The sequence below is a fragment of the Micromonospora sp. GCM10011541 genome, assembly GCF_042650725.1.
GTDB lineage: Bacteria > Actinomycetota > Actinomycetes > Mycobacteriales > Micromonosporaceae > Micromonospora > Micromonospora sicca.
Map to the genome: position 1 here is coordinate 1 of NZ_JBHSBP010000016.1, position 25,220 is coordinate 25,220.

Sequence of the window (25,220 nt, forward strand, 5' to 3'; positions counted from 1 at the left end):
GAAGCCCTCCGAGATATTCACCGAACTCGTCGAGGCAAATGCTTCCACTGGCTGAACCCGCCCGCTAGTTCGAACCGGGCGATCCCGGGAGGGGCCTTAGCGCTGGTCCCAATCCGCTGGACCGAGTCGGCACCGTCGAAAACGACGAGCTCCGCTCGCATCTCCCCCGGTAAGCGGACCATGAGTCGCGTGTCGCCGATAGTTTCGGTCTCTAGGCGGAGTGGATGTACCGACCAGTCAGCCCTCGTGCCATTACCCGCGACCTGAACGGCCAGGTGCGGCGGGATGACCTTGATGGCGCACTCCTCGCCGTGAGCGCTCACCATGAAGTTGGCGTATGGCTCATCGGACGTCAGGCGTACAGCGGTAGGGGTGACGTGGAGTTCGGGATCAGCAGCGTTGGGCGTGACGGTGCAAGGTTGCAGGCCGGTATAACGCAGCTCTCGCCACGCCGGCGTCCACGACGTAGTCAGGCCTTCCGCGAACTCGAACTTTTGAGAGACGCCCCGGCCGAGCGGCCCTCGGACGGTGATTTCGTACCCCCCGACCAGCGGATGTTTCACATCTGCCCACGGGTCGATTCGCGTGTCCTCACTCACCAGGATGTCTCGCACCGACAGGACGTGAGCAGAGCCGGGCCGGCGAACACGGATGGTCCAGCCGGTGGTCGTGCCGTATTCGCCGGGCAGGAGCAAGGGCGGAGCCTCGCCCCAGATGGGGGCGTCAAGCGGGCTACGCACGTGCGGGAGCGGAGACGAAGCCTCCAACTTCGGGCGCCGGCCCCCTTCGACGCTGCGCCAGGGTTTGTCGTCGAGCCGAAGGCGCGTCACCTCGGCGAGGTTGACCTGGCGCAGCCGCCACTGCTCCCAGCCATACGGAGCCGGCGGCTCGTCTCCGCAAAGCGGAGTGCCAACGAAATCGACCGGATCAGACCCATCTTTGGCCGCTGGGTACATGAGCCAGACGGAGGTGGGGGGCAAGGCAGCCGACGCGGGAACTCGGCGTCCATCATCTGTGAAGACCATCAGCGGGTCGTCCTGGTCGACGACCGGAAGGACGAGGCTCAGGTCGTATCCGCGCAGGTTGACATCGACCTGCCGGATCGGCTGTGGCAGAGGCACGCCGACAGCCGGTGCGGTGTCCATTGTTCCTGGGTGAAAGGAGCGGCTCCGCACCCGCTGCGGTTCACCGCCGACGACGAGGTCCCAGGTCACCTCGCCGCTCGCAATGTCGGGTATCGGAGGCAACCAGAGTGTGAGGCCGCTCCCGTACGGGTCCAGGAAAAGGCGGGGGCGGGTTCCCAGTCCCGCGCCAGTCTCCCGAACCGCCGACAGGTTGAGCAGATCCGACTCGGCGAGACGTACCGCCTCTCTGACCAAACTTTCCGGCAACTGCAGGCCATCGGATACGAAGACCGGCTCCCGAAGCCGATCCACCAGTTCCAGGCACCGGTCGACCAGGTCTTCGACGTAAGCGCCGCCGTGCCGGAGCAGGTTCTGTAGCGGCTTTCCCAGGTCATACAACCGGGACTCCCAGCCTGGACCGGTCGCCCACTCCATGAACTCGGCGGGCGTGAGAACGTCTGGGTCCCGCGTCTGCTGACGCAGTAGTGCGTTGAGAAAATCGGCGAGGCAGGACAGGGGCACACCCGAATGCATGAGGATCTCGTCGACGTTGACCCGCGAAAAGTCCGTGAAACGGGCCATGTCGAACCGGTCAAGCCCCCGGCGGAACGCTTCCCCAAGCAGTCGCTGGTCATCGGTTTCGAGACGGACGCCCATCTCTCGGCTGACGGCGCGCCAGAAGGTTCCCTGCCTATATTCGACCGCGCCGATGCCCGACAGCCCGACCACCACGCATGCCGGGAGGCGGTCGAACAACAGAATTCGCCGCTCGGGATTGGTGAGATCCCTGTACAGCTTGCCAAGGTTCTGCAGCGCGGTACGGACTGCTTCTTCTGGTACGTCCAACTCACAGGCCAGCGACACCGCTCGGAGCCGCAGCCTCCACGCCCGTTCCTGATCGGCAAGTGCCTCGCTCGCCCGCGACAAGTTTCCTCCTCTCGACCCGACCATCACTGCAGCACCCTTTTGGGTGGGCCCTCAGGTCATGCGTCTCTTCTCTTGGCACCATGGAATTGGGGGATCTAGCGGGACCCTCGTACCAAATGCGGCGCCCTGTTGTGACCCCTGACCAGCTCCGGCGGCTTGTCGTCAGTGGCGGAGAGGCGGCCGATGGGCAGCTCCGATGCCTTCTGGGCTAGGCGGTCGAGCAGATCGTCGACCTGCTCGTTAGTGCGCGCCATGACGACCAGCGGCTCTACGGCGGCGGCCAGCTCCATGCCGGCGCGCACGATGAGGGCTCACTTGCCGGCCCTATGCGGCGAGCCGACCACCACAGCCCGGTGTTCACCGAAGCGCAGGTCAGCAACGACCGCCGAGACCACGCGCTTTGCCTTGCCCCCAGGCGGCAGTGCCAACTCGGTAAGCACCGTCACCCCCCATTTCCCACTGACGGTCCCCGGACCCTACCTCCGGGAGTCCCAGCAGCGGGACCCCTGATCAGTCCTCCGTTCAGCCGGATCGACCTGGCCTAATTTGCCATGTCAAGAGCCCCGGATGTTGATATTGCTCAGGGGCAACTACCGACCCGATGACGGTGCCATTCGGGCTCGTGAAGCCTCAAGGCGTTGTCATTTCGTAGCCAGTGCGGCTCGGATCGGGACAGCGCGTTGAACGGTGGCTGGCTAGCCTTCGCGGCGTGACTGATCTTGACCGGGGCATCTATGAGCACCTCATCACGCAGCAGCTCGCCGAGCGACTCCAGCACGTCGACCCCGCCCTGGTCCAGCAGGCCAAGCTCGACCCGGCCGACGCGCACGACGTACTCGCTCGGCACGTCGCGGCGCTGGCCCGCCGGGCGTTGCTCGCCGTCGGCGGTGGCGACGACAAGCTCGCCCGCCAGGTCGAGCTCGCCAACCGGATCGCCGAGGGCATCGCCCAGGCCGAGCCGCGCGCGGTCGGCGCCGACGACCAGGTCGCCGACGCGCAGCGCCTCCTGCACGCCATCGCGGCGACGCCGGATCCGCCGGCCGCACCCGCCTTCCCGGTGCGCCCCACCACCCCGCTCTCCACCGGCGCGCTGCTGGTCAACGGTCGCCACCAGCCGCGCATCGGCCACGAGGTCACCCACGAGATGGCCTCCGCCGACGAGGTCGACCTGCTCTGCGCGTTCATCAAGTGGCACGGCCTGCGCATCGTCGAGCCGGCGATCCGCCACCTGATCGCCCGCGGCGGTCGGCTGCGGGTTATCACCACCACGTACATGGGCGCCACCGACCAGCGGGCCCTCGATCGGCTCGCCGAGCTCGGCGCCGACATCAAGGTCTCGTACGAGACCAGGACTACCCGGCTGCACGCCAAGGCGTGGCTGTTCCGCCGCAACAACGGCACCACCACCGCGTACGTCGGCTCGTCGAACCTCTCGAAGGCCGCTCTGGTCGACGGCGTGGAGTGGAACGTCCGCATCTCGAACCTGGAGCAGCCACACGTCATCGACACCTTCGAGGCAACGTTCACCGACTACTGGAACGACTCGGCCTTCGAGGCGTACGACCCGACGAAGGACGCCGACCGGCTGCGGATCGCGCTGCGCGGCGAGCGCCCCGACGAGGCGCAGACCGAGATCGCAAACCTCGACGTCCGGCCGTTCCCGTACCAACAAGAGATCCTCGACGACCTGGACGCCGAGCGGCTGGTGCACGGCCGCTGGCGGAACCTCGTGGTGATGGCGACCGGCACCGGCAAAACGGTGGTGGCGGCGTTGGACTACCGCCGGCTCCGCAAGGCCGGCCACGTCGACTCGCTGCTCTTCGTCGCCCACCAGGAACAGATCTTGCGGCAGAGCCGCTCGGTGTTCCGGCAGGTGATCGGGGACGGCAGCTTCGGCGAGACCCTCGTCGGCGGCGATAGGCCGACGGACTGGAAGTACGTCTTCGCCTCGATCCAGTCGCTGCACCGCCAGGAGATTGACCCCGAGGCGTACGACATGGTGATCGTCGACGAGTTCCACCACGCCGAGGCGCCGACGTACGCCCGGCTGCTGGAACAGCTGCGGCCGCGCGTATTGCTGGGGCTGACGGCGACCCCCGACCGGAGCGACGGCGGCGACGTGCGCCGGTGGTTCGACGGCCGCGCCTCCGTGGAGCTGCACCTGTGGGAGGCGCTGGAGCGGCAACTGCTGGCGCCGTTCCAGTATTTCGGGCTGCACGACGACGTCGACCTGTCGCAGCTGCGCTGGAAGCGCGGGCAGGGGTACGACCCGGGCGAGTTGGACGGCGTCTACACCGGCAACCACGCCCGCGCGCGGATGATCCTGCGGGCGGTACGCGACACCGCCGACGTCGGGCGGATGCGGGCGCTCGGCTTTTGCGTGAGCATCGGGCACGCCGAGTTCATGGCGGACTGGTTCACCAAGCACGGCGTACCGTCGGCGGCGGTGACCTCGCGGGTCGATGCCGCTGGTCGGCAGTCGCTGCTGACGGCGTTCCGCAATCGTGAGCTGCGGGTGCTCTTCACCGTCGACCTGTTCAACGAGGGCGTCGACCTGCCGATGGTCGACACGATCCTCATGCTGCGCCCCACCGAGAGCGCCACGATCTTCCTGCAGCAGCTCGGCCGCGGCCTGCGCCTGGACGACGACAAGCCCTGCCTGACCGTGCTGGACTTCATCGGCGGGCAGCACGCCAACTTCCGCCTCGACCTGCGCTGGCGTGCACTGACCGGGGTCAGCCGGCGGGCGGTCGAGGCGGCCGTCCGGGATGACTTCCCGTCGCTGCCGAGTGGCTGCCACGTTGAGCTGGATCGGGTGGCGAAGGAGATCGTGCTCGCCAACCTGAAGTCGGCTCTGCCGACCTCGAAGAACGGCCTGGTGGCCGAGCTGCGGCAACTCGGGGACGTGAGCCTGGCCGACTTCCTGCGGGAGACCGGCCTGGAGATTGAGGATGTCTACCGGTCGGCGAGCATCGGCGGGTGGGCCGGGCTGCGGCGGCTCGCGGGCATCGAGACCTCGACCGCTGGGCCGGACGACCGTGAGCTGGGCCGGGCCATCGGCCGGATGCTGCACACCGACGACGTCGACCGGCTGGACCTGCTGGCTCGGGTCACGGGCGGCGAACACACCGGCGGCGGACGGCAGCTGGACATGCTGCATTTCAGCCTCTGGGGGCCGTCGGTGTCGCTGACCGAGCGCGACGCGCGGCTGAAGCGGCTCTGGGCGGAGCCGGCGCGCTGCGCAGAGCTGCGCCAGGTCGCCGAGGTGCTGCGCGACCGAATCCACCGGGTGACGGTGGCGCCGCCGTCGGACCGGGTGCCGCTGCGGGTGCACGCCCGATACAGCCGCAACGAGGCGTGCGCTGCCTTCGGGATGGCGAACCCGGGTTCGCTGCGCGAGGGCGTGAAGTGGCTGCCGGACGAGCAGGCCGACCTCTTCTTCGTCACCCTGGTCAAGTCCGAGGAGCACTACTCCCCTACCACCATGTACGCTGACCGGGCCATCACCGACAGCCTGTTCCAGTGGGAGTCGCAGAGCACCACATCGTCGGCGTCGGCGACCGGGCAGCGCTACATCAACCACGTGAAGCAGGGGTCGATGGTGCACTTGTTCGTCCGGGAGAACAAGGTCGCCGACCGCGACCTGGGCGCACCGCCGTACCTGTATGCCGGGCCGATGACGTACCAGGAGCACACCGGCGAGCGCCCGATGCGCATCCTCTGGCGGCTGCACCACCCGCTCCCCGCCGACATGTTCGCCGCCGCTCGGGCGATCGCCGCCTGATGTCGAACCCAGCGGAAGCCGGCTGACGTCGCTGCCAAACCGGCCATCGTCGCTTGCGCCCGGGTGCATCAGCTACTCAAGACGGGGCCGGCCTTCCACGGGCTGGTGGCCGCCGACCCGTGGTCGGCGGCCACCAGTGTTCAAGCGGTAAGGCTATTGGACGCCTACTGCCTGCTTGTTGTAGTTCTTGCCCTCGCCGTCCGGCTTGTAGTTGCTCTCCACGTTGCCGGCGATGTCGATCGAGAACCAGTTGACGGTGGTGTCGCTGTTCACCGTGATGTTCTGGACGCCTTCGCGCATGCCGGCCAGGGCCAGCTTGGGCGAGTTGAATGTCGGCCGGCTGCCGTCGAGCGTGTAGTACACGTTCGCCGGCTCACTGGTGCTGAAGGTGAAGGCCGTGGCGCCCGCCTCCTGCTTGACGACCTTCAGTGCGGTCTTCGGCTGGATCTTGTCCGTCGCGTACGCCCGGGCCACCTCGAGGATGGCGATGTTGCCGTTGGCGAACTCCATCGCCTCCTCATGCCCCTCGGCGAACGGCGGCTGGAAACCGACCGCGCTGAACCGCCCGGTCGTCGGGTTGTAGATGTCCGCGCCGACCTCGAAGTCCCAGCCGATGATGCCCCGGTTGTACCAGTGCTCGTCGGCGCTGTTGCCGGCCGCCGAGTACAGCACGTCGGTCACCGGTCCGGTGCGGCCCGGCCAGATCGCCGTGCCACGGTATTCCTGCACCCGGGAGAGGATGTAGTCCGAGGAGGTCCAGAAGTACGCCTCGGTGCCCTGGTCCACCCGCGGCAGCACCTCCCGCCCCTCGGCCTTGTACGCCCCCGGAGGCCACATGAAGTACCCGCCGTAGGAGTGGGTGTTCATCGAGAGCTTGATGTTCGGGAAGTGGTCGACCAGCCAGACCTCGTTGCGCGCCTCCGGCTCGGACAGCTCGCTCGGCCCGGCGAACGTGTCGCTGGTGCAGTTGGTCGCCGACGCGCCGACGTAGCCGTCGAAGACCGAACCGACCGAGAAGTTCCGGTTGATGTCGACGCCCCAGGCGTTGCGGCGGCCCGGATCCCCGTTGGACGCCGGGCAGTAGTTGGTCATGTTCCGCCGCTGCATGTTGAAGTCGTACATGCTGTAGTGCGCGCCGTCCGGGTTGACGACCGGCAGGATGAAGATGTCAAGGTCGTCGACGATCTTGCGGGTGTTCGGGTCCTGCGCGTAGTTGCGCAGCAGCCGCTCGGCCGACTCCAGGCAGACCAGCGGGGTCACCCACTCCCGGGCGTGCTCCTGACAGTAGAGGAAGACGCCGACCTTTGAGCCGTCGCGGTGCTTGCCGATCCGCAGCACCTTCATCTGGAACGGCTCGCGGGACACGCTCACCGGTGCCTTGAGGTTGTCGGTCAGCTGGGTCACCGGAGCGGCGGCCACCACACCGGTGCCGGCGTTGCCCCGGTACGTGCTGGCGGTGAGCAGTTTGGCCGCGTCGACGTTGCCGTTGACCGCAGCGACGACCTGAGCCGCCGTGCTGGTGATCGCGCCGGAGCCGTTGGTGGCCAGGCTCACCGTGACGGCCTTGCCGGATACGCTCACCGTCAGCGGGGCGTTCGCCGTGCCGGGATTGACCAGCGACATGGTGACCTCGTTGCCGCCCTCGGAGCCGTATGCCGTGGAGGTGACGTAGACAGTGCTCGCCGCGGCGGTGCCGAACTGCGCCTGCGCGTTACGCCGGTAGCCGTTCGTCTTGTACGGCAGGTCGATCAGCTCGGTCAGCTTCGGGAACTCGGCGGCCAGGTTGGTGAACCGCGCGGTGACCTCGGTCGGGTCCATGTAGTGGTCGACGAAGTCCGACACGTACGGGTGCTTGCCGGGGTCCTTGCGCGGGCTGCCCAGCCACTTCGCGACGTCGACCGTGACCGAGCCGCCCTTGTTGCTGGTGATGGTGGCCCGGGCCGGTGCGGCGGTGATGGGGACCGGGTTGCTGAACCGGTGGTACATGTACTGGCCGGCGTCGGTGAACCGGGACATGGTGGCGGTGCCCCCGGAGCCGATCTCCGTGCCGGGCCCGCTGTCCCAACTGGCCGTCAGTACCGTCGTCGAATCGGTGCCGGCGCTCGACTTCACCTCGACGTTGAGGAAGAGCTGGTTGTCGAGGCTGGAGAACCATTCGGACCGCAGCACGGTCAGGGTGTCGGTGCTGGCCGTCGCCGCCGTCGCGGCTCGGATCGCGGCGGACCGCTCGGCCATGTTCTGTGCGTAGTCGCCCTGGTCGGAGATGGCGTCCTGAACGTCGAAGCCCTCGTCCCGCAGCGCCTGGCTCTCCTCCGGGCTGAGGATCGCGTGCACCTCAATGCCGTTGTCGACCGGTTTGACGTACTCGGCGAGGTCGACGCCAAGTGCGTTGAGGCGGTCGATGCCCGACTTGTCGGCGACGACGATGCGCATCAGGCCGACGCCGTTCTGTTCGCCGGTCGACGACCGGTCGGGCACCACCCCGCTGCCCGACGTCGGATTCGCGAAACCGGGTGCGCCGACGGCGAGCGCCAGCGGTAGCACGAGCAGGGCCAACAAGCGGCGCGGTCCGTTGGATTTTCTTGTACTCCTCATGAGAGTCCTTCCGGCGAGGCGATCCAGAAGGCCGCGCAGTCGAGGCGTCCGGCCAGACGACCTCGGCTGCCGCAGCTTCGCAAAGTGTGATCGCCGTCTTACCATGAGTCAAGATCGATGGCCCCAGGATGGACGATGGGCCCAGTCGCAGGTCGTTCTCCTGGCGCGGTCGGGCGAACGGCTAGAACGGCGCGGTCGACACGGCTTGCGCTGGCAGGAACCAGTCGTCGCCCGCATAGGACGCGGTGACTCGGGTCGCGGCCTGCCGCTTGAAGCTGATCGTCGGCGTGTTTCCGCCCCCCTCCGGGAACGTGTAGCGCGCAACCTCCCAGCTCCGGGTGTCTGTGGCGGCTGTGATCACCAGCTCGCAATCGACATGGCAGCCCGCGAGAGAGGCGTACATGTTCAGCGTGCCCTTTGGGTCCGCCCAGACGTTCATTCCCACGTACGCAGCCCGGCGCTCCACGGTCACCGTCGCCGTCGCCTGTGCCGGCGCGTGCACGTCGTCGCCGTCGAAGGTGGCCAGGTACTCGTAGGTGCCCGCGGCTTGGGGATAGTCGTAGAACCAGTTGCCGGAGGATGCGAGCACGATGTCCGGCAGCGGCGTCACCTCGCCGTTGAACGTCCGCTGCAGGTGAATCACCGAACCCGTCGCATCGACGTAGTCATCGAACCACAGCCCGATCGTTCCGGAGATCGTGCAACCGGCGCAGGACGGATTGTTCGCGCTGAGACTGAGGTGCGAAGGGACCCGGGTTACAGTGACCGTCGCCGTCGCCTGTGCCGGCGCGTGCACGTCGTCGCCGTCGAAGGTGGCCAGGTACTCGTAGGTGCCCGCGGCTTGGGGATAGTCGTAGAACCAGTTGCCGGAGGATGCGAGCACGATGTCCGGCAGCGGCGTCACCTCGCCGTTGAACGTCCGCTGCAGGTGGATCACAGAACCGGTCACGTCGGCGTAGTCATCGAACGACAGCTCAACTCTGCCCGTGACCGTGTAGCCAACGTAGGACGGACTGCTGGGAGTGATGGTGAGGTGAGATGGGACGGCGCCAGCCGCTTGGGCGTTCGACGGCGGCATGAGGACCGCCGCAGCGGCCGTGACGATGAGCAGCAGCGCGGAACGAATTCGAGACCGCATCGCGTGACCTCCCGTTGTGGGCGCTCCGCCTGCCAGTCTCGACTCGGCGTTGATGCAGGTCAATAGTTGATACACGGCAAAGACCGGGCGGTGCCGAGACCAGGGCCAGTTCCTAGCGGACGAGGGTCCGCAACGAGCCGCAGCGAGGTTCGTTCGCTACTCCCGGTCAGAAGGCATGCGATCGGGTGCTTGGTTACTCAAGGGCCTGCTGATCCGCGTACACCGGGTCTTTCCGGCCGGCGCGCTCCGGGCATCTGCCGGTGCTGCCGCCGATCATGCCGATCCGCCCGTCATCGCACACGATCAGGTAGCCCTTGCCCGCCCAGAAGCCGTCCACGCAGGTGAAGTAGTTGCACACGCCGGCGGCCGGCTCGTGGACGAGCTTCCCGCCGCAGTAGGTGTAGCCGTGCGGGTTCTCCGGCGCCCCGCACCGGTCCGCCCACGGCGGCTGGCCCCCGGGGGCGGTCGGCGGGGCTGGCGTCGGACGACCCGGGGTCGGGCGGCCCGGGGTCGGGCGTTCCGGACCCGGGCGTTCCGGACCCGGGCCGGCGTCCGGTGGTGGCGCGGGCCGCGGGACCGGGCGGGGAGTCGGGGTCGACCGGCGGAGAGTCGGGGTCGACCGGCGGGGGGTGCCGGGGCCGACCGGACGGAGGGTCTGCGCACCCGCGGCCCCGCCTGGAGCGGTCGTCGCGGGTGCCGGCGAAGCGACGGTGGGGGCGTCACTGGGTGCCGGCGGAGGGGTCGTGGTGGCGTCGCTGGGCCCCGCACTGGTCTCGGGTTCCGGAAGCGCGCTCGGCGGCGCCTCGGCAACACCGCCATCGAAGGTGCCGCGCGGTCCGCCCGAGTCGGCCAGCATGACGCACGCCGGCAGGGCGATGAGTGCGACGGCGGCCGCAACGATCGCGCGCCGCCGCCGTCTGTTCTCGCGCTTCGCCCCGCCGTCCCGCCACCCCGAACCGGTCGGGTCCGGCTCCCCGACCTGGGGAGATGCGGCATGGCGTGGGGTGTAGGCCGTCGCGCCCGCCCGGGACATGTCCTCACCTCCTCAGTGGACCGGGGTCGGTCACTGTTGGCGTACCCACGGAGGCGGTGCGTCATTCCCGGGCGGCTACGCCCCCGCTACGCCTGCGTCACGCTCACCGGCTCCGGAGGGGTGTGCGGCCCGCTGACCGGCTGCTCGTCGCCGTGTCCCGGCCACCATGCCTTGTGCCCGATCAGGGCGGTCAGCGCCGGGACGAAGAACATCGACATGACGAACGCCGACAGCACGATGCCGATCGCCACCGCGAAGCCCATCTGCTGCAGGAACGAGATCGGCGCGAGCATCAGCACCCCGAACGTCCCGGCGAGGATCAGACCCGCCGCCGCGACCGTCGGGCCGGCGTGTTCCACCCCGATGGCGGCAGCCTCGTGTGGCTCGTTGCCTTCCCGCGCCTCTTCACGCAGTCGGGCGATCATCAGGATGTTGTAGTCGGTCCCGATTGCCACGACGAAGAGGTAGAGGATGATCGGCAGCTGGAAGGTGACGCCCGGCTTGCCCTGCAGCCCTTGGAAGAGATAAACGGTGGCGCCCAGGGTGGCGGCGAAGTTGAGCAGCACCGCTATCACGAGGTAGATCGGCGCGACCAGGCTGCGCAGCAGCAGCGCGAGGATGAGCGCGATCAGGCCGGCCGCGACCGGCAGGATCACCGACAGGTCGCGGTTGTTCGCCGAGTTGATGTCCGCGAAGATCGCGGTGGTTCCGCCGACCAGCGCCCGGGTGCCGGGCGGGGCCGCCTGGTGCACGGCATCGCGCAGGTCCTCGCGGACGAGGGTGATCGCCTCGTTGGCGACCGGATTCTCGTCGAGCAGCAGGTTGACCCGGGCCACACTGGGGTCGCTGCTGCGCTCCGGGGGCTGCGCCTGACCCACGCCCGGGGCTTTCGCCGCGGCCGCCGCGAAGTCGGCGATCTGTTGCTCGGTCAGCGGCGATCCGTTGCTGCTGGTCAGGTAGACCTCGGTGGGGGCGAGCGCACCGGCGGCGAACCCGCGCTGCAGGTCCTTCGCGGCCTTCGCCGACTCGGTGTCCTGCGGGAAGCCGGCGCTGAAGTCGTAATCGGCCTTTTAGCCCAGCACTCCGGCGGCGAGCGCGACCAGCAGGGCGCCGGATGCCGCCGCGACGAGCGCCGGCCGGCGCCCGATGGCGGTCCCGAGCCGGTGCGACATGGTGGCCTTGGGGGCACGCTGCCACGCCTTGGACGGCCAGAAGACGTACCGGCCGATCAGCGAGACGACCGCCGGGATGAGGGTGAGGGAGGTGACCAGCATGACGCCGACGGCGATCGCGAGGGCCGGGCCGAGCGAGCCGAAGAAGCCCAGGGAGGCGAGGAGCAGCACGAGGAACGCGACGATGACCGCTCCCGCGGCCGACGTGATGACCTCGCCGACCCGCTGGACGGAGACGATCATCGCGGTGCGCTTGTCGTCACCGGCGCGCAGCCGCTCGCGGTAGCGGAAGAGCAGGAACAGGATGTAGTCGGTGCCGATGCCGAACAGCACGATCAGCAGTACCGTCTGCAGATCCTGACTGACATTGAGGTCGAACGCCTTGCCCGCCGCGGCGACAAGCCCGGTCGTGACGGTAAGGACAACGCCGATGACCACCACGGGCAGCAGCGCGGCGATGGGGCTGCGGAAGATGATCAGGATCAGTCCGATGATCAGGATGATCGTCGCGATGCCGACCACCGCGAACGCCTTGTTGAAGGTGTTCTCGTTGTCGACGAAGCTCGCTACGTCGCCGGCCACGCCCGCGCTCAGCCCGCTGCCCGCCAGCTCCGGACCGATAGCCGCCCGCAGGTCGCGTACGGCGTCGAGCAGCGCCGGGTCGTCCGGAGCGGCCGCATCGAGCCCGACGTTCACTACCTGCACCGACTTGTCCGGCGCCACGGCCTGCGGACCGGTCAGGTAGCCGGACGTGTGCGAGATGTTCCTGGCCTTGAGCGACTGGGCGACCTGACCCACCCGCGCCTCGTCCGCCGGCGTGAGCGACTGCCCGTCGGCGCGCTTGACCACGATGGCCGCCGTCGCGGTGGCCTGCTGCGGAAACGCCTTCTTCCCCAGTTCAGTGGCCTGCACGGACTCGTGCGAGCGGGGCAGGAAGCTTTCCTGATCGGCAGAGGTGATGTCACTCAGCGACGGTGTGGTGAGGACGATGGCGACCGCCGCGAGTACCCAGCCGACAATCACCCACCACGCCCTGCCTACAACGAATCTGCCCAGCCGCTCGAACATGGTTTCCCCCGTGTGTTCGGCACAACCGACGTCTGGGCCTGGACCGCCCATGAGCGCCCCGCCCGTCACCCTGACGGCAGCCTTTCGCTACTCCGCGTGAATAGTACCGTTGACCAGCAATCCTTTTCGGACGGCTGGGCCGCGCGAGTCTCAGCCGTTCAGGTACGCGAGCACCGCGAGCACCCGCCGGTTGTCGTCATCCGACGGCGGCATCCCCAGCTTGCTGAAGATGTTGTTGATGTGCTTGCTCACGGCCTTGTCGGTGACGAACAGCCGTCCCGCGATCGCCGCATTCGACCGCCCCTCGGCCATCAACCCCAGCACCTCCCGCTCCCGGGCGGTCAGCTCCCCCAACCGCTGCGCGCCGGTGTTGCGCGCCAGCAGCTGGGAAACTACCTCTGGGTCCATCACCATGCCGCCGTCGGCCACTCGACGCACCGCGTCGATGAACTGGCCGACGTTCGACACCCGGTCCTTGAGCAGGTAGCCGACTCCCCCACGCCGGTCGGCGAGCAACTCCCGGGCGTACAGCTGCTCGACGTGCTGGGACAGCACGAGGATCGGCAGCCCGGGCAGCTGCGTGCGGGCCGCGAGCGCCGCCTGCAGGCCCTCGTCGGTGAAGGTCGGCGGCAGGCGTACGTCGAGGACCGCGACGTCGGGGCGGTGCCGGGTGAGCGCCGGCAGCACGGACGGCCCGTCGGCGACCGCCTCGACCACCTGGAAGCCGTACGCGTCGAGGATGCGGGTCAGCCCGTCCCGGAGGAGGGCGAGGTCCTCCGCGATGACAACTCGCACGGCAGCTCCATGGTCACGACGGTGGGTCCGCCGGGCGGACTCGTCACGGTCATCGTGCCATCGAAGGCTGCCAGCCGGCGTCCCACGCCCGCCAGGCCCGTTCCCGCGTCCGGCGACGCGCCGCCGCGGCCGTCGTCGCCAACCAGCATCCTCAACACACCGTCGCGGTGAGAGACCTGTATCCACGCTCGGCCCGCGCCGCTGTGCTTGGTGACGTTCGTCAGCACCTCGGCCACCGCGAAGTACGCCGCGGATTCCACCGCCGCCGGCGGGCTGCCGGCCAGCTGCACGTCGGTGTCCACGGGCAGCGGAACGGCCAGGGCGAGAGCCTGCACCGCTCCGTCCAGGCCGCGCTCGGCGAGCACGGGCGGGTAGATGCCGCGGACGAGGTCGCGCAGCTCGGCAAGGGCGTGGCCGCTGGCCTCCTGTGCCTCGGTCAGCAGCCGCTGCGCCGCGGCCGGGTCGTCGGCCAAAAGTTGCTCGGCCAGGCCGATGCTCATCCGCAGCGCGACCAGCCGGGCCTGCGCCCCGTCGTGCAGGTCGCGTTCGATCCGGCGCAGCTCGGCGGCCTGGGTGTCGATGGTGTCGGCGCGGGTGGCGGCGAGGTGCCGGACCCGAAGCGCCAGCTCCTGCGCCCGGGTCGGCGTCAGGAAGAAGCCGGCGAAGCGGAAGTGCAGCCACACCAGCCACGGCGCGACGGTCAGCCCGCCGAACAGCAGCAGCCACCCCTGCGGCGCGGCGAGCACCACCTTCGCGAGGTTGTCGATCGGCCAGAACAGGCCGTAGCCGTACCAGTCGACGGTGAGGTAGAGCGCCAGCGGCACGAACAGGACGCCCTCCAGCCCGTACGCCACCAGCACGAACCCCAGCAGGCACGCCCCGCCGGTGAACGCGCCGGGGATCAACCAGGCGAAGTCCCGCCAGGTCGCCAGGTCCCCGACCACCCACCGGAACCGCTTCCAGGTGCCGAGCTGGGCGTCGGCCGGCACCGGTTGGTACGGCGACGCGATCGGCAGCCCGCACCACCGGCTCAGTCGCCGTTGCAGGGTCAGCGACAGCCGCACCAGCACGGTCACCGCCGGGAAGAGCGCGAACCCGATGCCGAACACGGGAATGAGCGCGAGCGAGACCACCGACAGCGCGAACAGCAACGCGTTGGTGGTCAGGCTCAGCAGAGCCACGGTCAGGCCCTGCACGGCGGCGAGCGTGCCCGGTCGGATCTGCTGCCAGACGACCGCACGTACGGAGCTGTCCACGCCGCCATTCTCCGCCCGCGGCGCCACTGGAATCGGTGGTGCTACCACCACCTCCGTTCGGGACCTGGCACTCCTGTCTTCGACCCCCGCCGCCCAAAGGATCGAGGACATGACCACAAGACTGCAAGAAAAGCACCGGCTGGCCGGCCTGGCGCCCGGCCGCCGCAGCAAGTACGCCATGCTCGTCTTCTGGCTCGTCCTGATCGCGGCGGCCGGGCCGCTGGCGATCCAGCTGACCGAGGTGCAGGACAACGACACCCTCGGCGCGCTGCCCGCCACCGCCGAGGCCAGCCGGGCGGTGCAGCGGGCGGAGGACGCGTTCCCGGACTCGCAGAAGCCCCTCGCCGTCGCCGTCTACGTCCGCGAGGGCGGGCTCACCGACGCCGACCGCGCGAAGGTCGACGGCGACCGCACGGCATTTTCCCGGTACGCCGACGGCGGCCAGGTGCCCCCGCCGGTCGCCAGCGAGGACGGGCGGGCGCTGCTGCTCTCCTTCCCGGTCGCCGGGAACGCCGACCAGCGGGCCGACGCCGTGGCTGACGTCAAGCAGCGACTGACCACTGACGCACCGGCCGGCCTGCGGACGGCACTCACCGGTCCAGCCGGCGGCGAGGACGACGTCTTCGACGCGTTCGCCGGCATGGACACCACGCTGCTGCTGGCGACCGCGGCCACCGTCGCGCTGCTGCTCCTCGTCACGTACCGCAGCCCGGTCCTGTGGTTGATCCCGCTCATCACGGTCGCGGTGGCCAACCAGCTCGCCAGCGCGGTGGTGTACCTGCTGGCCCGGCACGCCGGGCTGGCCGTGGACTTCCAGAGCCAGAGCATCCTGACCGTGCTGGTCTTCGGCGTCGGCGTGGACTACGCCCTGCTGCTCATCGCCCGCTACCGGGAGGAACTGCGCCGGCACGCTGACCGGCACGCGGCGATGGCCGTCGCGCTGCGCCGGTCGATCGGCGCGATCGGCGCCTCGGCGGCGACCGTCGCGATCGGCCTGCTGTGCCTGCTCGCCGCGCAACTGCCGTCCACCCGGGGGCTCGGACCGGTCGGCGCGGTCGGGATCGCCGCGGCGCTGCTCGCCATGACCACGCTGCTGCCGGCCGTGCTGGTCATCTTCGGGCGGTGGCTGTTCTGGCCGTTCGTGCCGCGGTACTCGCCCGACGCGGTCGGGCACGACGTGGCGGCCCAGCACGGAATGTGGCGGCGGATCGCCGGCTTCGTCGGCCGGCGGCCCCGCGCGGTGTGGCTGGGCACGGCGGCGGCGCTGGTCGCCCTGAGCTTCGGCATCGGCAACCTCAGCATCGGCATGCCGCATGACGAGTCCTTCACCAATGAGGTCGGCTCGGTCACCGGCCAGCGAATGATCGAGGCGCACTACCCGAGCGGAGCCGTCGCACCCGCCGAGATCCTGGCCGCCGCCGGCCCGGCCGACCAGGTGGTGGCCGCCGCCCGTACCGTGCCCGGAGTGGCCGAGGTGGGCGAGCCGGAACGCTCGCCGGACGGCCGCTGGGTGCGCGTCGCCGCGGTCCTGGCCGACACGCCGGACAGCGACGCGGCGCTGGCCACCGTCGACCGGCTCCGCTCCGCGGTGCACGCCGTGCCGGGCTCGCAGGCCCTCGTCGGCGGCGACACCGCGTACCTGCTCGACGAGGAGCGGACGGTCGGCCGGGACAACCGGGTCGTGGTGCCGCTGGTGCTGGCGGTCGTCTTCGTCATCCTGGTGCTGCTGCTGCGGGCGCTGGTCGCGCCGCTGCTGTTGCTGGCCAGCGTGGTCCTGTCCTACGTCGCCGCGATGGGCGCGGCCGGGCTGATCCTCGACGCGATGGGCTACCCGAAGCTCTTCGTCGGGATCCCGCTGCAGACGTTCCTGTTCCTCGTCGCCCTCGGCGTGGACTACACCATCTTCCTCACCACCCGGGCCCGGGAGGAGACGGCTCGGCTCGGGCACCGGCCGGGCGTGCTGCACGCGCTGACCGTGACCGGCGGGGTGATCACCAGCGCGGGCGTGGTGCTGGCCGCCACGTTCGGCGCGCTCAGCGTGCTGCCGCTGGTGCCGTCCGTCCAGACGGCCGTCATCATCGGCGTCGGGGTGCTGCTCGACACGTTCCTCGTCCGCAGCCTGCTCGTCCCGGCGCTGGCGCTGCACGTCGGCCCCCGGACCTGGTGGCCGAGCACGCTCGCGCGGCCGGCATCCCGGCCGGTCGCGGCCCCGCCGGTCAAGCGGATACCGGCGGCGTCGTAGGAGCCCGGCGGGCGACGCCCGCCCGGGGAGTGCTCACGGGCGCCGGCCGTACCCAGAGGTACGGCCGGCGCCGCACCCCGGTACGCGAAATCGGGCGGAGCCGGCCTGAACTGACATCCGGTGGTCGCGTGACCCCCGGGCCCAGGTGCCGATCGGATGATCGCCCGGTCAGGCCGCCACGGCGTACGGCTCCGGGTGGGCCGCGACGCGACGCTGGTCGTAGTCGGGGGCGAGGGTGCCGAACAGGCGGTCCCAGATCGACGTGTAGAAGCCGAGGTTGACCGCCGGCTCGACGTGGTGTCCCGCGTGCAGCGTCGGGGTGGCGACCCAGCGGAACACCCGGCTGCGTCGGGCCGCCGGCGGGAGCACCTCCACGCCCAGGTGCCCGAAGATGCCGAAGACGAGGTTCACCGCGGTGTAGGCGAGGATCGCCCAGACCGAGAACGCGTGCGTCGCGAGCGCGGCCAACCAGAGCCCGCCGAATCCGAGGATCTCCAGCGGGTGGAGCGCGTACAGCGTGGCGGGGCGGGCGTCGACGAACCGGTGGTGCAGCGCGTGGGCGAGCGGGAAGAGCCGGGGCCGGTGCGCGACCGCGTGGCCGGCGTACATCAGCAGGTCCATCAGCAGGAGCAGCAGGACGAAGTCGGCCAGGATCCGGATGCCCGGGTCCGCGTTCAGGTGGATGATCCCGGCCCGCCACAGGCCCCAGCCGGCGACCGTGACCACCGCGTTCATCAGGATCGCCCCGGCGGCGAGCCACACCTGCAGCCGGCTGATCCGGCCGGGGTCGGGCAGCAGCCGTACGACCGTCGGCAACCGGAGCATGGCGTTGCCGACGCCGACCGCGGTCAGGAAGAGGATCACGTTCTCGAGCAGGGCGAGCCCGACCACGTGGCCGACATCGAGTCGCCACGCCCAATCGAGCACCGCATCCACGTCTTTCAGTATCCACCGCTCGGGGGAGCTCGGGACGCACCTGATTCGCGGATCGCGCAACAGGCCAGCGCGAACGTCCATAGCCTGGCAGGTGAGAGCACTTCGAGAAGTTGACGGAGGACACCGTGACCAAGGCCGTCAGAGAAGCGCTTGAGGGCGTCAGCGAGATCCAGCTGACCGTGACCGGCCGGAAGACCGGACGGCAGATCACCCACCCCGTGTGGTTCGTCCAGGAGGAAGAGAGCGCCTTCCTGGTCCCGATCACCGGCTCGGACAGCGACTGGTACAAGAACGTACGTCAGACACCGATGCAGCTGGCCGCCAACGGGACGGCGGTGAGCACGACCGCGACACCGATCACCGACGCGGACCGGGTCAACCACGTGGTGCAGATGTTCCGCGAGAAGTACGGCTCGGATCAGGTGGACCAGCACTACCCGAAGCACGACGTGGCCGTCCAGGTCTCCCTCACGTAGTCCGTCGGGTCAGCCGGTGATCGTCAGCGCGACCGGCATGCCCTGCTGCACCTCCAGGACCGCCCGCTCCGCCAGCGGTTGCGCCAGGTCGACGGTGGCGCTGCGGCGCGCCCCGACATCCCCGCACGCCCCGTCGGCGGCGTGGGGATGCTCGATGACGATCACGACGACGCCGCTGCCCGACTCGACCGCCTCCGCGCTGTAGTCGGCGCCGCACGGCTCGCTGCCCAGGCCCGGGGAGCCGGTGAAGACGACGGTCAGCCGCCGGCTCGTCGTGGTCCCGGTCGCCGACTCGATCGCCAGCCCGCCATGCGGGTGGTCGTCATCCCACGGCGGTGGCGTCACCACGATGGAGGGGGCGACCGCGATCCGGGTCAGCCGCACGGCCGTACCGTTGAGGGTGTATTCCCAGGCCGGGGCCGTCGCCGGGCCGCGCGTGGTGGGGATCCGCACGGTGGTCAGGCGCGCAGCGGTGGCCTCCAGGGGTACGCAGTCGCAGTGCCCGCCGCCCGTCGCTCTCAGCTGGGCGAGTGCCTCCTCGGCCGACAGCAGGGGAACCGGCTGCGTCCTGCCGTTCTCCCAGACCACCTTCCCCGTCGCTTGCCCGGCGGTGGGCAGCGCTGTGGCGGGGAAGACCCGGCCGGCCAACAACGCCTGCTTGTTGTTGTCCCCGTTCGCCGGTTCCCAGTCGCCGAGCTGACCGGTCAGCTCCCCGACCGGCACGAAGGTCGGCGCCCCGCCGGCGTCGAGGACCGCCTTGTCGTACCGGGTCAGGGCTTCACGCGCCTGCTGGCGCAACCCGTCCAGGTCATCCCCGCCCGGGCCGCTGCCGGTGGCGCCGCAGCCACCGAGCACGGCCACCGCGGTGACCCATACCAGCCAGCGCCGTCCGCCCATCCCCGTTCACCTCCGCACCCCTTCGACGTCCGCCGCCCGGGTGACGGTTCCGGGAGCTGCGGTCGGTGCAGGAGTCAGCTCGAAGTGGACAGTATGGCCGGTCTTACGGCGGCCGAGGCGGTGCATCAGCGGTACCAGCACCCCGTGCAACAACGGGTACTTGCGCCGTAGCGCCCGACCGGCCGCCCGGTACTCCGCCCCGCTCAGCCGCCGCGCCACCGCCTCCACCGCCGCCCCGGTCGGCTTGCCCAGCGCCGACGACGGCGCCACGGTCACCCGTGGGTTGTTCCGCAGCCGTACCGTCTTCCACGCCTTCTCGAAGCTGCGCACGTACGCCCGCTCCCCCACCACCGCGATGCTCACGGCCGTGGGCACCGGCGTCCCGTTCCGCTTGTACGTCGTCAACACCACCGTCTTCTGCCGCATAAAACCGGACCAGGAGGGGCCGGCGGACGGCGAGACGTAACCGACCACCGACCCCAGCTCGCGCAGCCGATATACCAGCGCGACCAGGGCCAGGACGGCCAACAGCAGCACCAGCCAGGTCTGCACCGCGCTACCGCCGACATCACCGTCGACGGCGTGCGACACCGTGTGCGCCACCCCGCCGACCAGGTAGCCGGCCAGCGCCACCGCGAGCGCGTCGGACCAGATGAGGGCCAGCAGCAGGGTCACCCCGATGCCGAGCTGGAACGCCCCCACGTCGTGCACGAAGTGCTCGCTGGGCGGAAAGTCGACCGCCGAGCTGAACGAGGAAGGCGCCACCAGCGCCCATACCCCGATGACCATCGCCGCCAGGCCGAGCAGCGCGACCAGGACCCGCACCATGCTTCTCATGCCCATTTGACGGGCCACCTCCGGACGATGTGACACGGGGAGCCGGCCCCGAAGAGCCGGCTCCCCGCAGCAGAAGGCGTCAGCCCTCGTAGACCCGCCGCACGTCCACCTCGACGTCGATTCCGTGCTGCACGAAGACATCGGTGAACCGCTTGCCCCACTCCACCGCCTCGTCCCGGGACCGCACGTCGACCAGGGCGAACCCGGCGATGAGCTCCTTGGTCTCGGTGAACGGCCCGTCGGTGACGGTCTTCTTGCCGTTGGTGACGGTGATCCGGGCCGCCTCCTCCTTGCTGGCGCACAGCCCTTCGGCGGCGAGCAGCACCCCGGCCTGGACGACCTCCTCCATAAAGGCGCCCATCGTCTTCATGAACTCGGGGCTCGGGTCGAAGTTGCCGGGCACGTCCTCGTCCAGCTTGTGCATCAGCATGTATCGCATTTCAGTGGTTCCTCTCATTCAAAGTGTGGGCGGTCACGGCGGTGAGCCACCCGAAGATGAAGACCGAGCCCAGCGCCAGCCGGACGCTGATGCTGTCCTGGTCGGGCCAGGCCATGACGACGACGGTCGCCAGGGCGCTGGCCAGGGAGAACACGGCCCAGCCGCGCCGGCCGGTGCGCAGGTACCGGCGGGCGAAGACCAGGCAGGCGATGGTGAGCGACCCGAAGGCCAGCATCGCCCCGACGCCGTGACCGATGGCGTGCCAGCTCAGCGAGTCGGGTGAGCCTTCGGGTGCGCCGGCGGGCCAGCCCATGCTGGGGTCGGAGGGCATCGCCCCGGCGACGATCAGGCCGACGCCGAAGACCGCCACCAGCGCCGGGCCCCACGTCCCGGCCGCCGTCCCCCGCATCGCCCGTCGCAACCCGGCGGCGCCGGCGAGCGCCAGCAACCCGGTGAGTACGAAGTTGGCGGTCTGGATCCAGCCGTGCTCCCCGAGGGCGAGCAGGCTGAGCGGGTGCCTGCTCAGGTCGAACCCGTCCCGCGTGAGCACCTGCGCCGTCGCCACCACCCCGAAGAACGGCCCGGTGGCGATCCCGGCGGCGAGCAGGGCCCGGGTGGACACCCTGTCGGTCACCCCGGCCCGCGACATCGTCGTACTGGTCATCTCGATCTCCTCGTCATCGGCTCTCACTGACGCGTCGATCGGGTCGGCCGGGATCCGACATCACCTCTCAGGTTTTTTCTGGCGGTCGCAGGCGGAGGCCCGGTCGAGCAGCAGCGCCCGTTCCCGGGCGTTGCCCGTGAGGGAAGCGGCGCGCTCAAATTCCACCCGGGCTTCGTCGTGGCGGCCGAGCTTGGCGAGCAGGTCGCCGAGCACGCTGGGCAGCAGGTGGTAGTTGGCGAGCGCCGGCTCGTCGGCCAGCGCGCGGGCAAGTTCCAGGGCGGCGGCGGGTCCGTCGGCGAAGGAGACGGCGACGGCGCGGTTGAGTTCCACCACGGGCGAGGGCACGACCCGGGCCAGGTCCGCGTAGAGCGCGGCGATCCGCGCCCAGTCGGTCTGGTCGGGGGTACGCGCCCGCGCGTGACAGGCGGCGATCTCGGCCTGGAGGGCGTACGGGCCGGGGGTGCCGCCGAGCGCCCGTGCCCGGTCGAGGCCGGCGAGCCCGCGGCGGATGAGGAGCTGGTCCCAGCGGCTGCGGTCCTGGTCGTTGAGGAGGACGGGTTCCCCGTCGGGGCCCGTGCGGGCGGCGGTGCGGGAGGCCTGGATCTCCAGCAGCGCGGCCAGGCCGTGCACCTCGGGCTCGTCGGGCATCAGCCCCTGCAGGATGCGCGCCAGGCGCAGACCCTCCTCGGTGAGCGCCGGGCGCATCCAGTCGTCGCCGGCGGTGGCCGAGTAGCCCTCGTTGAAGATCAGGTAGATGACCTCCAGCACGGAGTCGATCCGTTCGGCGCGTTCGGCGGAGTCGGGGACCTCGAACGGCACTCGGGCGGCGGCGAGGGTCTGCTTGGCGCGGGTGATCCGCTGACCGACGGTGGTCTCGGTGGTGAGGAAGGCGCGGGCGATCTCGGCGGTGGTGAGGCCGCCGACCAGCCGGAGGGTGAGCGCGGCCCGGGCGATCGGCGAGAGGACCGGGTGGCAGGCGACGAAGATCAGCCGGAGCAGGTCGTCCTCGATGCGTTCCTCGACGGCGGCGTCGAAGTCGGGCGTGAACTCCTCGCCGAGGTCGCGGCCGAGTTCGGCGACCTTGCGGTCCTCGGTCTGCCGGCGGCGCAGCGCGTCGACGGCCCGGCGCTTGCCGACGGTCATCAGCCAGGCGCCCGGGTTGGCCGGTACGCCGTCGCGCGGCCACGTTTCCAGCGCGGCGACGAGGGCGTCCTGGGCCAACTCCTCGGCCTGGCCGACGTCGCGGACCAGCGCGGCCAGGCCGGCGATCACCCGGCCGGACTCCATCCGCCAGACCGCCTCGACGGTACGGCGTGCCTCGGACTCCCCCATGGTCACTCATCAGAGCAGCCCGGCCCGACGTTCTCAAAGGAAGTAAAGAATCCTTGACATCGTGTCGGCCGTGCTTGACACTCATGGTGTCAAAGATTCTTTACCTGGGGAGAGCTCGGTGGCCTTCGAAGAGAAACGCGCCTGGATCATGGCGCTGGTGGCGGTCGCCGGCTATGCCGCGTACGCGATGGTGGTCCTCGGCCGCGCGGACGGCGACCCGCTCGCGGAGGTCTCCTACGCGGGCCCGCTGCTGGCGACGGTGGCCGCGGCGATCGTCACGTCGATCGTGCTGAACATCGTGGTGTCGATCGTCTCGCCCGAGGGGGCGAACGAGAAGGACCAGCGGGACCGGGAGATCCACCGGCTCGGCGAATACATCGGCCAGTCCTTCGTGATCGTCGGCGGGGTCGCCGCCCTGGCCATGGCGCTCGCCGACTGGGACCAGTTCTGGATCGCCAACGTCATCTACCTGTGCTTCGTGCTGTCGGCGGTGGTCGGCTCGGTCGCGAAGATCGTCGCCTACCGGCGGGGCTTCCAGTCGTGGTGAGGCCGACCCGGATCACCAACACCATCCGGGCGCTGCGCTTCGCCCACGACGAGATGACCCAGGCCGAGCTGGCCCGCCGGATCGGCGTGACCCGGCAGACCGTCATCGCCATCGAGCAGGGCCGCTACTCGCCCTCGCTGGAGATGGCCTTCCAGATCGCCGCCGTCTTCGGCGTGCCCCTCACCGACGTGTTCCAGTACCCGCAGGAGGAATCGTGAAGGCCATCGTCCAGCACCAGTACGGCCCGGCCGATTTGCTCCGCCTCGCCGACGTCGACCGGCCGACCGCCGGCCCCGGCCAGGTGCTCGTGAAGGTCCGTGCCGCCGGCGTCGACCCCGGAGTCTGGCACCTGATGACCGGCCTGCCCTACGCGGTACGCCTCGGCTTCGGGCTGCGCCGCCCCCGCAACCGGGTCCCCGGCCTGGACCTGGCCGGCCTCGTCACCGCCGTCGGCCCCGGCGTCACCGGGTTCGCCGCCGGCGACGCGGTCTACGGCACCGGCGCCGGCAGCTTCGCCGAGTACGCCCTCGCCCCCGCCGACCGGCTCGCCCCGAAACCCGCCAACCTCACCTACGCCGAGGCCGCGGCCGTCCCCGTCTCCGGGCAGACCGCGCTCACCGCCGTCCGCGACGCCGCCCGGGTACGCCCCAGCCAGCGGGTCCTGGTCATCGGCGCCGGTGGCGGCGTCGGCTCGTACGCCGTCCAGCTCGCCCGCGCGGCCGGCGCGCACGTCACCGGGGTTTGCGGGCCCGGCAAGCTCGACCTGGTCCGCTCCCTCGGCGCGGCCGAGGTGGTCGACTACACCCGCACCGACCTGCCCGACCAGCGGTACGACGTGGTCGTCGACACCGCCGGCAACCGGCCGCTGTCCCGGCTGCGGCGGGTGCTCACGCCGAAGGGGACGCTCGTCCTGGTCGGCGGGGAGGCGAGCGACGGGAAGTGGCTGCAGGGCTTCGACCGGCAGTTGCGGGCACTGGCGCTGTCACCCGTCGTCGGTCCGCGGCTGGTGCCGCTGGTGGCCAAGGAGAGCACGGCGAACCTGGCGGCGCTGACGGAGTTCATCGAGGCCGGGCTCGTCCGTCCGGTGGTCGACCGGACCTTTTCGCTCGCCGAGGTGCCCGAGGCCATCCGGCACATCGAGGGCGGTCACGCCACGGGCAAGGTGGTTGTCGCCATCTGACTACGGATCAGAAGGCTAGGGGTTCGGGTCTCTTCCGGCGCACAAGGTCAAGAGGCGTCTAACCTGACAAAAGGGGGCAGGCACCTCTTGTCGTTCCGTGCCGATGGACGGAATGGTGCTCGAATGGTGCTCGTACGACGAGGCTGTCCTACGTCCCGGCCTGTCCGTCTCCGTCGGTGTAGCTGCGGCCGGGTTCGCGTGTAGCTGCGGCCGGGTTCGATTGAAGGACTCGATCGTGCGATGTGGATAGACGAGGGGGAGCTGTCCGCTTGCAGTGGTACGGCATCCCGACGTACGCCCCCGGCCGTCGCTGCCCTGGACGCCTACGGGCTCGCGCTGGATTTAGCGCTTCACGGCTTCGGCGCGAAAGCTGTCACTCAGGCGCCGGCGCACGGATTAGGAAGCCGATGCTCTATCCCCTGAGCTACGAGGGCGCGAGGGCCCAGCCTACCTGCCAGCGGGTGCCCCCGAGTACCCAGGAGTGCCCGCCGGTGCTCACGTATGCCAGCCGTCCCGTGCTCCGACCGATGGAGCACACATGGAGCACACCGGTCGGCACCAGACGCGGGCATGTCCATGACTGCCCGGCCGTGGTCACGGCTGCCCATATGTACCCATGACTCACCGAGCACTTTCCGAGCACGGCAGACAGTGCAGTGGCTCAGCCGCCGTCGTTCGTCGATATATTGCGTTTGCCGAGTAGAGGGCGGCCGCAACGGAACGTGTCAAGGGATTGAGGCCAGCGGGAGTTAAGCGGCTTGTCGTTGCGGCTCGGGCT

At 70.1% G+C, this 25,220-nt stretch carries 20 protein-coding genes and 1 pseudogene; 6 read left to right on the plus strand and 15 right to left on the minus strand.

Features of this window, described 5'->3' with window-relative positions:
• Window positions 1-17: 17 nt before the first annotated feature.
• Together ACFOYX_RS08415 and ACFOYX_RS08420 are read right to left on the minus strand one after the other, a co-directional pair.
• A complete protein-coding gene (locus tag ACFOYX_RS08415) occupies window positions 18-2,051 on the minus strand; it encodes a hypothetical protein (RefSeq protein WP_322444065.1) in 2,034 nt (677 codons plus the stop codon).
• Between the two features lie 95 nt (window positions 2,052-2,146).
• Window positions 2,147-2,341 (minus strand): hypothetical protein, encoded by a 195-nt coding sequence (locus ACFOYX_RS08420; RefSeq protein ID WP_322444067.1) that lies wholly within the window; start codon window positions 2,339-2,341, stop codon window positions 2,147-2,149.
• Between the two features lie 419 nt (window positions 2,342-2,760).
• On the opposite strand from ACFOYX_RS08420, the gene ACFOYX_RS08425 reads away from it, so the two are divergent.
• On the plus strand, window positions 2,761-5,835 hold the full coding sequence (locus ACFOYX_RS08425; RefSeq protein ID WP_322444068.1) for a DUF3427 domain-containing protein: 3,075 nt from the start codon (window positions 2,761-2,763) through the stop codon (window positions 5,833-5,835).
• A gap of 153 nt (window positions 5,836-5,988) precedes the next feature.
• Here ACFOYX_RS08425 and ACFOYX_RS08430 read toward each other — a convergent pair whose 3' ends face one another.
• The 7 genes and pseudogenes from ACFOYX_RS08430 to ACFOYX_RS08460 form a co-directional block, all read right to left on the minus strand.
• The gene (locus tag ACFOYX_RS08430; protein ID WP_322444069.1) at window positions 5,989-8,394 is read right to left on the minus strand and encodes a M14 family zinc carboxypeptidase; all 2,406 of its coding nucleotides are present in this window, start codon (window positions 8,392-8,394) and stop codon (window positions 5,989-5,991) included.
• A 217-nt stretch (window positions 8,395-8,611) separates the two neighbouring features.
• On the minus strand, window positions 8,612-9,568 hold the full coding sequence (locus ACFOYX_RS08435) for a hypothetical protein (RefSeq protein WP_322475171.1): 957 nt from the start codon (window positions 9,566-9,568) through the stop codon (window positions 8,612-8,614).
• A 193-nt stretch (window positions 9,569-9,761) separates the two neighbouring features.
• The gene (locus tag ACFOYX_RS08440; protein WP_322443964.1) at window positions 9,762-9,905 is read right to left on the minus strand and encodes a hypothetical protein; all 144 of its coding nucleotides are present in this window, start codon (window positions 9,903-9,905) and stop codon (window positions 9,762-9,764) included.
• Window positions 9,906-10,687: 782 nt separating this feature from the next.
• Window positions 10,688-11,632: pseudogene (locus tag ACFOYX_RS08445) on the minus strand (MMPL family transporter); the annotation flags it as partial.
• Window positions 11,633-11,671: 39 nt separating this feature from the next.
• Window positions 11,672-12,796 carry an MMPL family transporter gene (locus ACFOYX_RS08450; protein ID WP_322443965.1) on the minus strand — a complete coding sequence of 375 codons (1,125 nt, stop codon included), beginning with the start codon at window positions 12,794-12,796 and terminating at the stop codon, window positions 11,672-11,674.
• 195 nt (window positions 12,797-12,991) lie between these two features.
• A complete protein-coding gene (locus tag ACFOYX_RS08455; RefSeq protein ID WP_322443966.1) occupies window positions 12,992-13,636 on the minus strand; it encodes a response regulator transcription factor in 645 nt (214 codons plus the stop codon).
• A complete protein-coding gene (locus ACFOYX_RS08460) occupies window positions 13,588-14,892 on the minus strand; it encodes a histidine kinase (RefSeq protein WP_322443967.1) in 1,305 nt (434 codons plus the stop codon). Before ACFOYX_RS08460 ends, ACFOYX_RS08455 begins: the two co-directional genes overlap by 49 nt.
• A 109-nt stretch (window positions 14,893-15,001) precedes the next feature.
• Between ACFOYX_RS08460 and ACFOYX_RS08465 the strand changes: the two genes are divergently transcribed.
• The gene (locus tag ACFOYX_RS08465; protein ID WP_322443968.1) at window positions 15,002-17,134 is read left to right on the plus strand and encodes an MMPL family transporter; all 2,133 of its coding nucleotides are present in this window, start codon (window positions 15,002-15,004) and stop codon (window positions 17,132-17,134) included.
• A 168-nt stretch (window positions 17,135-17,302) separates the two neighbouring features.
• Here ACFOYX_RS08465 and ACFOYX_RS08470 read toward each other — a convergent pair whose 3' ends face one another.
• A complete protein-coding gene (locus ACFOYX_RS08470) occupies window positions 17,303-18,070 on the minus strand; it encodes a sterol desaturase family protein (protein WP_322443969.1) in 768 nt (255 codons plus the stop codon).
• A 125-nt stretch (window positions 18,071-18,195) separates the two neighbouring features.
• Here ACFOYX_RS08470 and ACFOYX_RS08475 point away from each other — a divergent pair, with 125 nt between their 5' ends.
• A complete protein-coding gene (locus ACFOYX_RS08475) occupies window positions 18,196-18,546 on the plus strand; it encodes a nitroreductase/quinone reductase family protein (protein WP_322443970.1) in 351 nt (116 codons plus the stop codon).
• Between the two features lie 9 nt (window positions 18,547-18,555).
• On the opposite strand, the gene ACFOYX_RS08480 is transcribed toward ACFOYX_RS08475, so the two are convergent.
• The 5 genes from ACFOYX_RS08480 to ACFOYX_RS08500 all read right to left on the minus strand — a co-directional run bounded on the left by ACFOYX_RS08480 (window position 18,556) and on the right by ACFOYX_RS08500 (window position 22,715).
• Window positions 18,556-19,443, minus strand: a complete 888-nt coding sequence (locus ACFOYX_RS08480; RefSeq protein WP_322443971.1) for a hypothetical protein — start codon at window positions 19,441-19,443, stop codon at window positions 18,556-18,558.
• Between the two features lie 6 nt (window positions 19,444-19,449).
• Window positions 19,450-20,286, minus strand: a complete 837-nt coding sequence (locus ACFOYX_RS08485) for a PPOX class F420-dependent oxidoreductase (RefSeq protein WP_322443972.1) — start codon at window positions 20,284-20,286, stop codon at window positions 19,450-19,452.
• Between the two features lie 73 nt (window positions 20,287-20,359).
• Complete coding sequence (locus ACFOYX_RS08490; RefSeq protein WP_322443973.1) at window positions 20,360-20,719, minus strand: YciI family protein; 360 nt, start codon at window positions 20,717-20,719, stop codon at window positions 20,360-20,362.
• Between the two features lies 1 nt (window position 20,720).
• On the minus strand, window positions 20,721-21,383 hold the full coding sequence (locus ACFOYX_RS08495; protein ID WP_322443974.1) for a DUF998 domain-containing protein: 663 nt from the start codon (window positions 21,381-21,383) through the stop codon (window positions 20,721-20,723).
• A gap of 60 nt (window positions 21,384-21,443) precedes the next feature.
• Complete coding sequence (locus ACFOYX_RS08500; protein ID WP_322443975.1) at window positions 21,444-22,715, minus strand: RNA polymerase sigma factor; 1,272 nt, start codon at window positions 22,713-22,715, stop codon at window positions 21,444-21,446.
• A gap of 118 nt (window positions 22,716-22,833) precedes the next feature.
• On the opposite strand from ACFOYX_RS08500, the gene ACFOYX_RS08505 reads away from it, so the two are divergent.
• The 3 genes from ACFOYX_RS08505 to ACFOYX_RS08515 are packed head-to-tail and all read left to right on the plus strand — an operon-like array spanning window position 22,834 to window position 24,442.
• Entirely contained in the window at window positions 22,834-23,262 is a 429-nt protein-coding gene (locus ACFOYX_RS08505; RefSeq protein ID WP_322443976.1) for a hypothetical protein, read from the plus strand.
• Entirely contained in the window at window positions 23,256-23,480 is a 225-nt protein-coding gene (locus tag ACFOYX_RS08510; protein ID WP_109803636.1) for a helix-turn-helix transcriptional regulator, read from the plus strand. Before ACFOYX_RS08505 ends, ACFOYX_RS08510 begins: the two co-directional genes overlap by 7 nt.
• Window positions 23,477-24,442, plus strand: coding sequence for an NAD(P)-dependent alcohol dehydrogenase (locus ACFOYX_RS08515; RefSeq protein ID WP_322443977.1), 966 nt, complete (start codon window positions 23,477-23,479; stop codon window positions 24,440-24,442). Before ACFOYX_RS08510 ends, ACFOYX_RS08515 begins: the two co-directional genes overlap by 4 nt.
• Window positions 24,443-25,220: the final 778 nt, after the last annotated feature.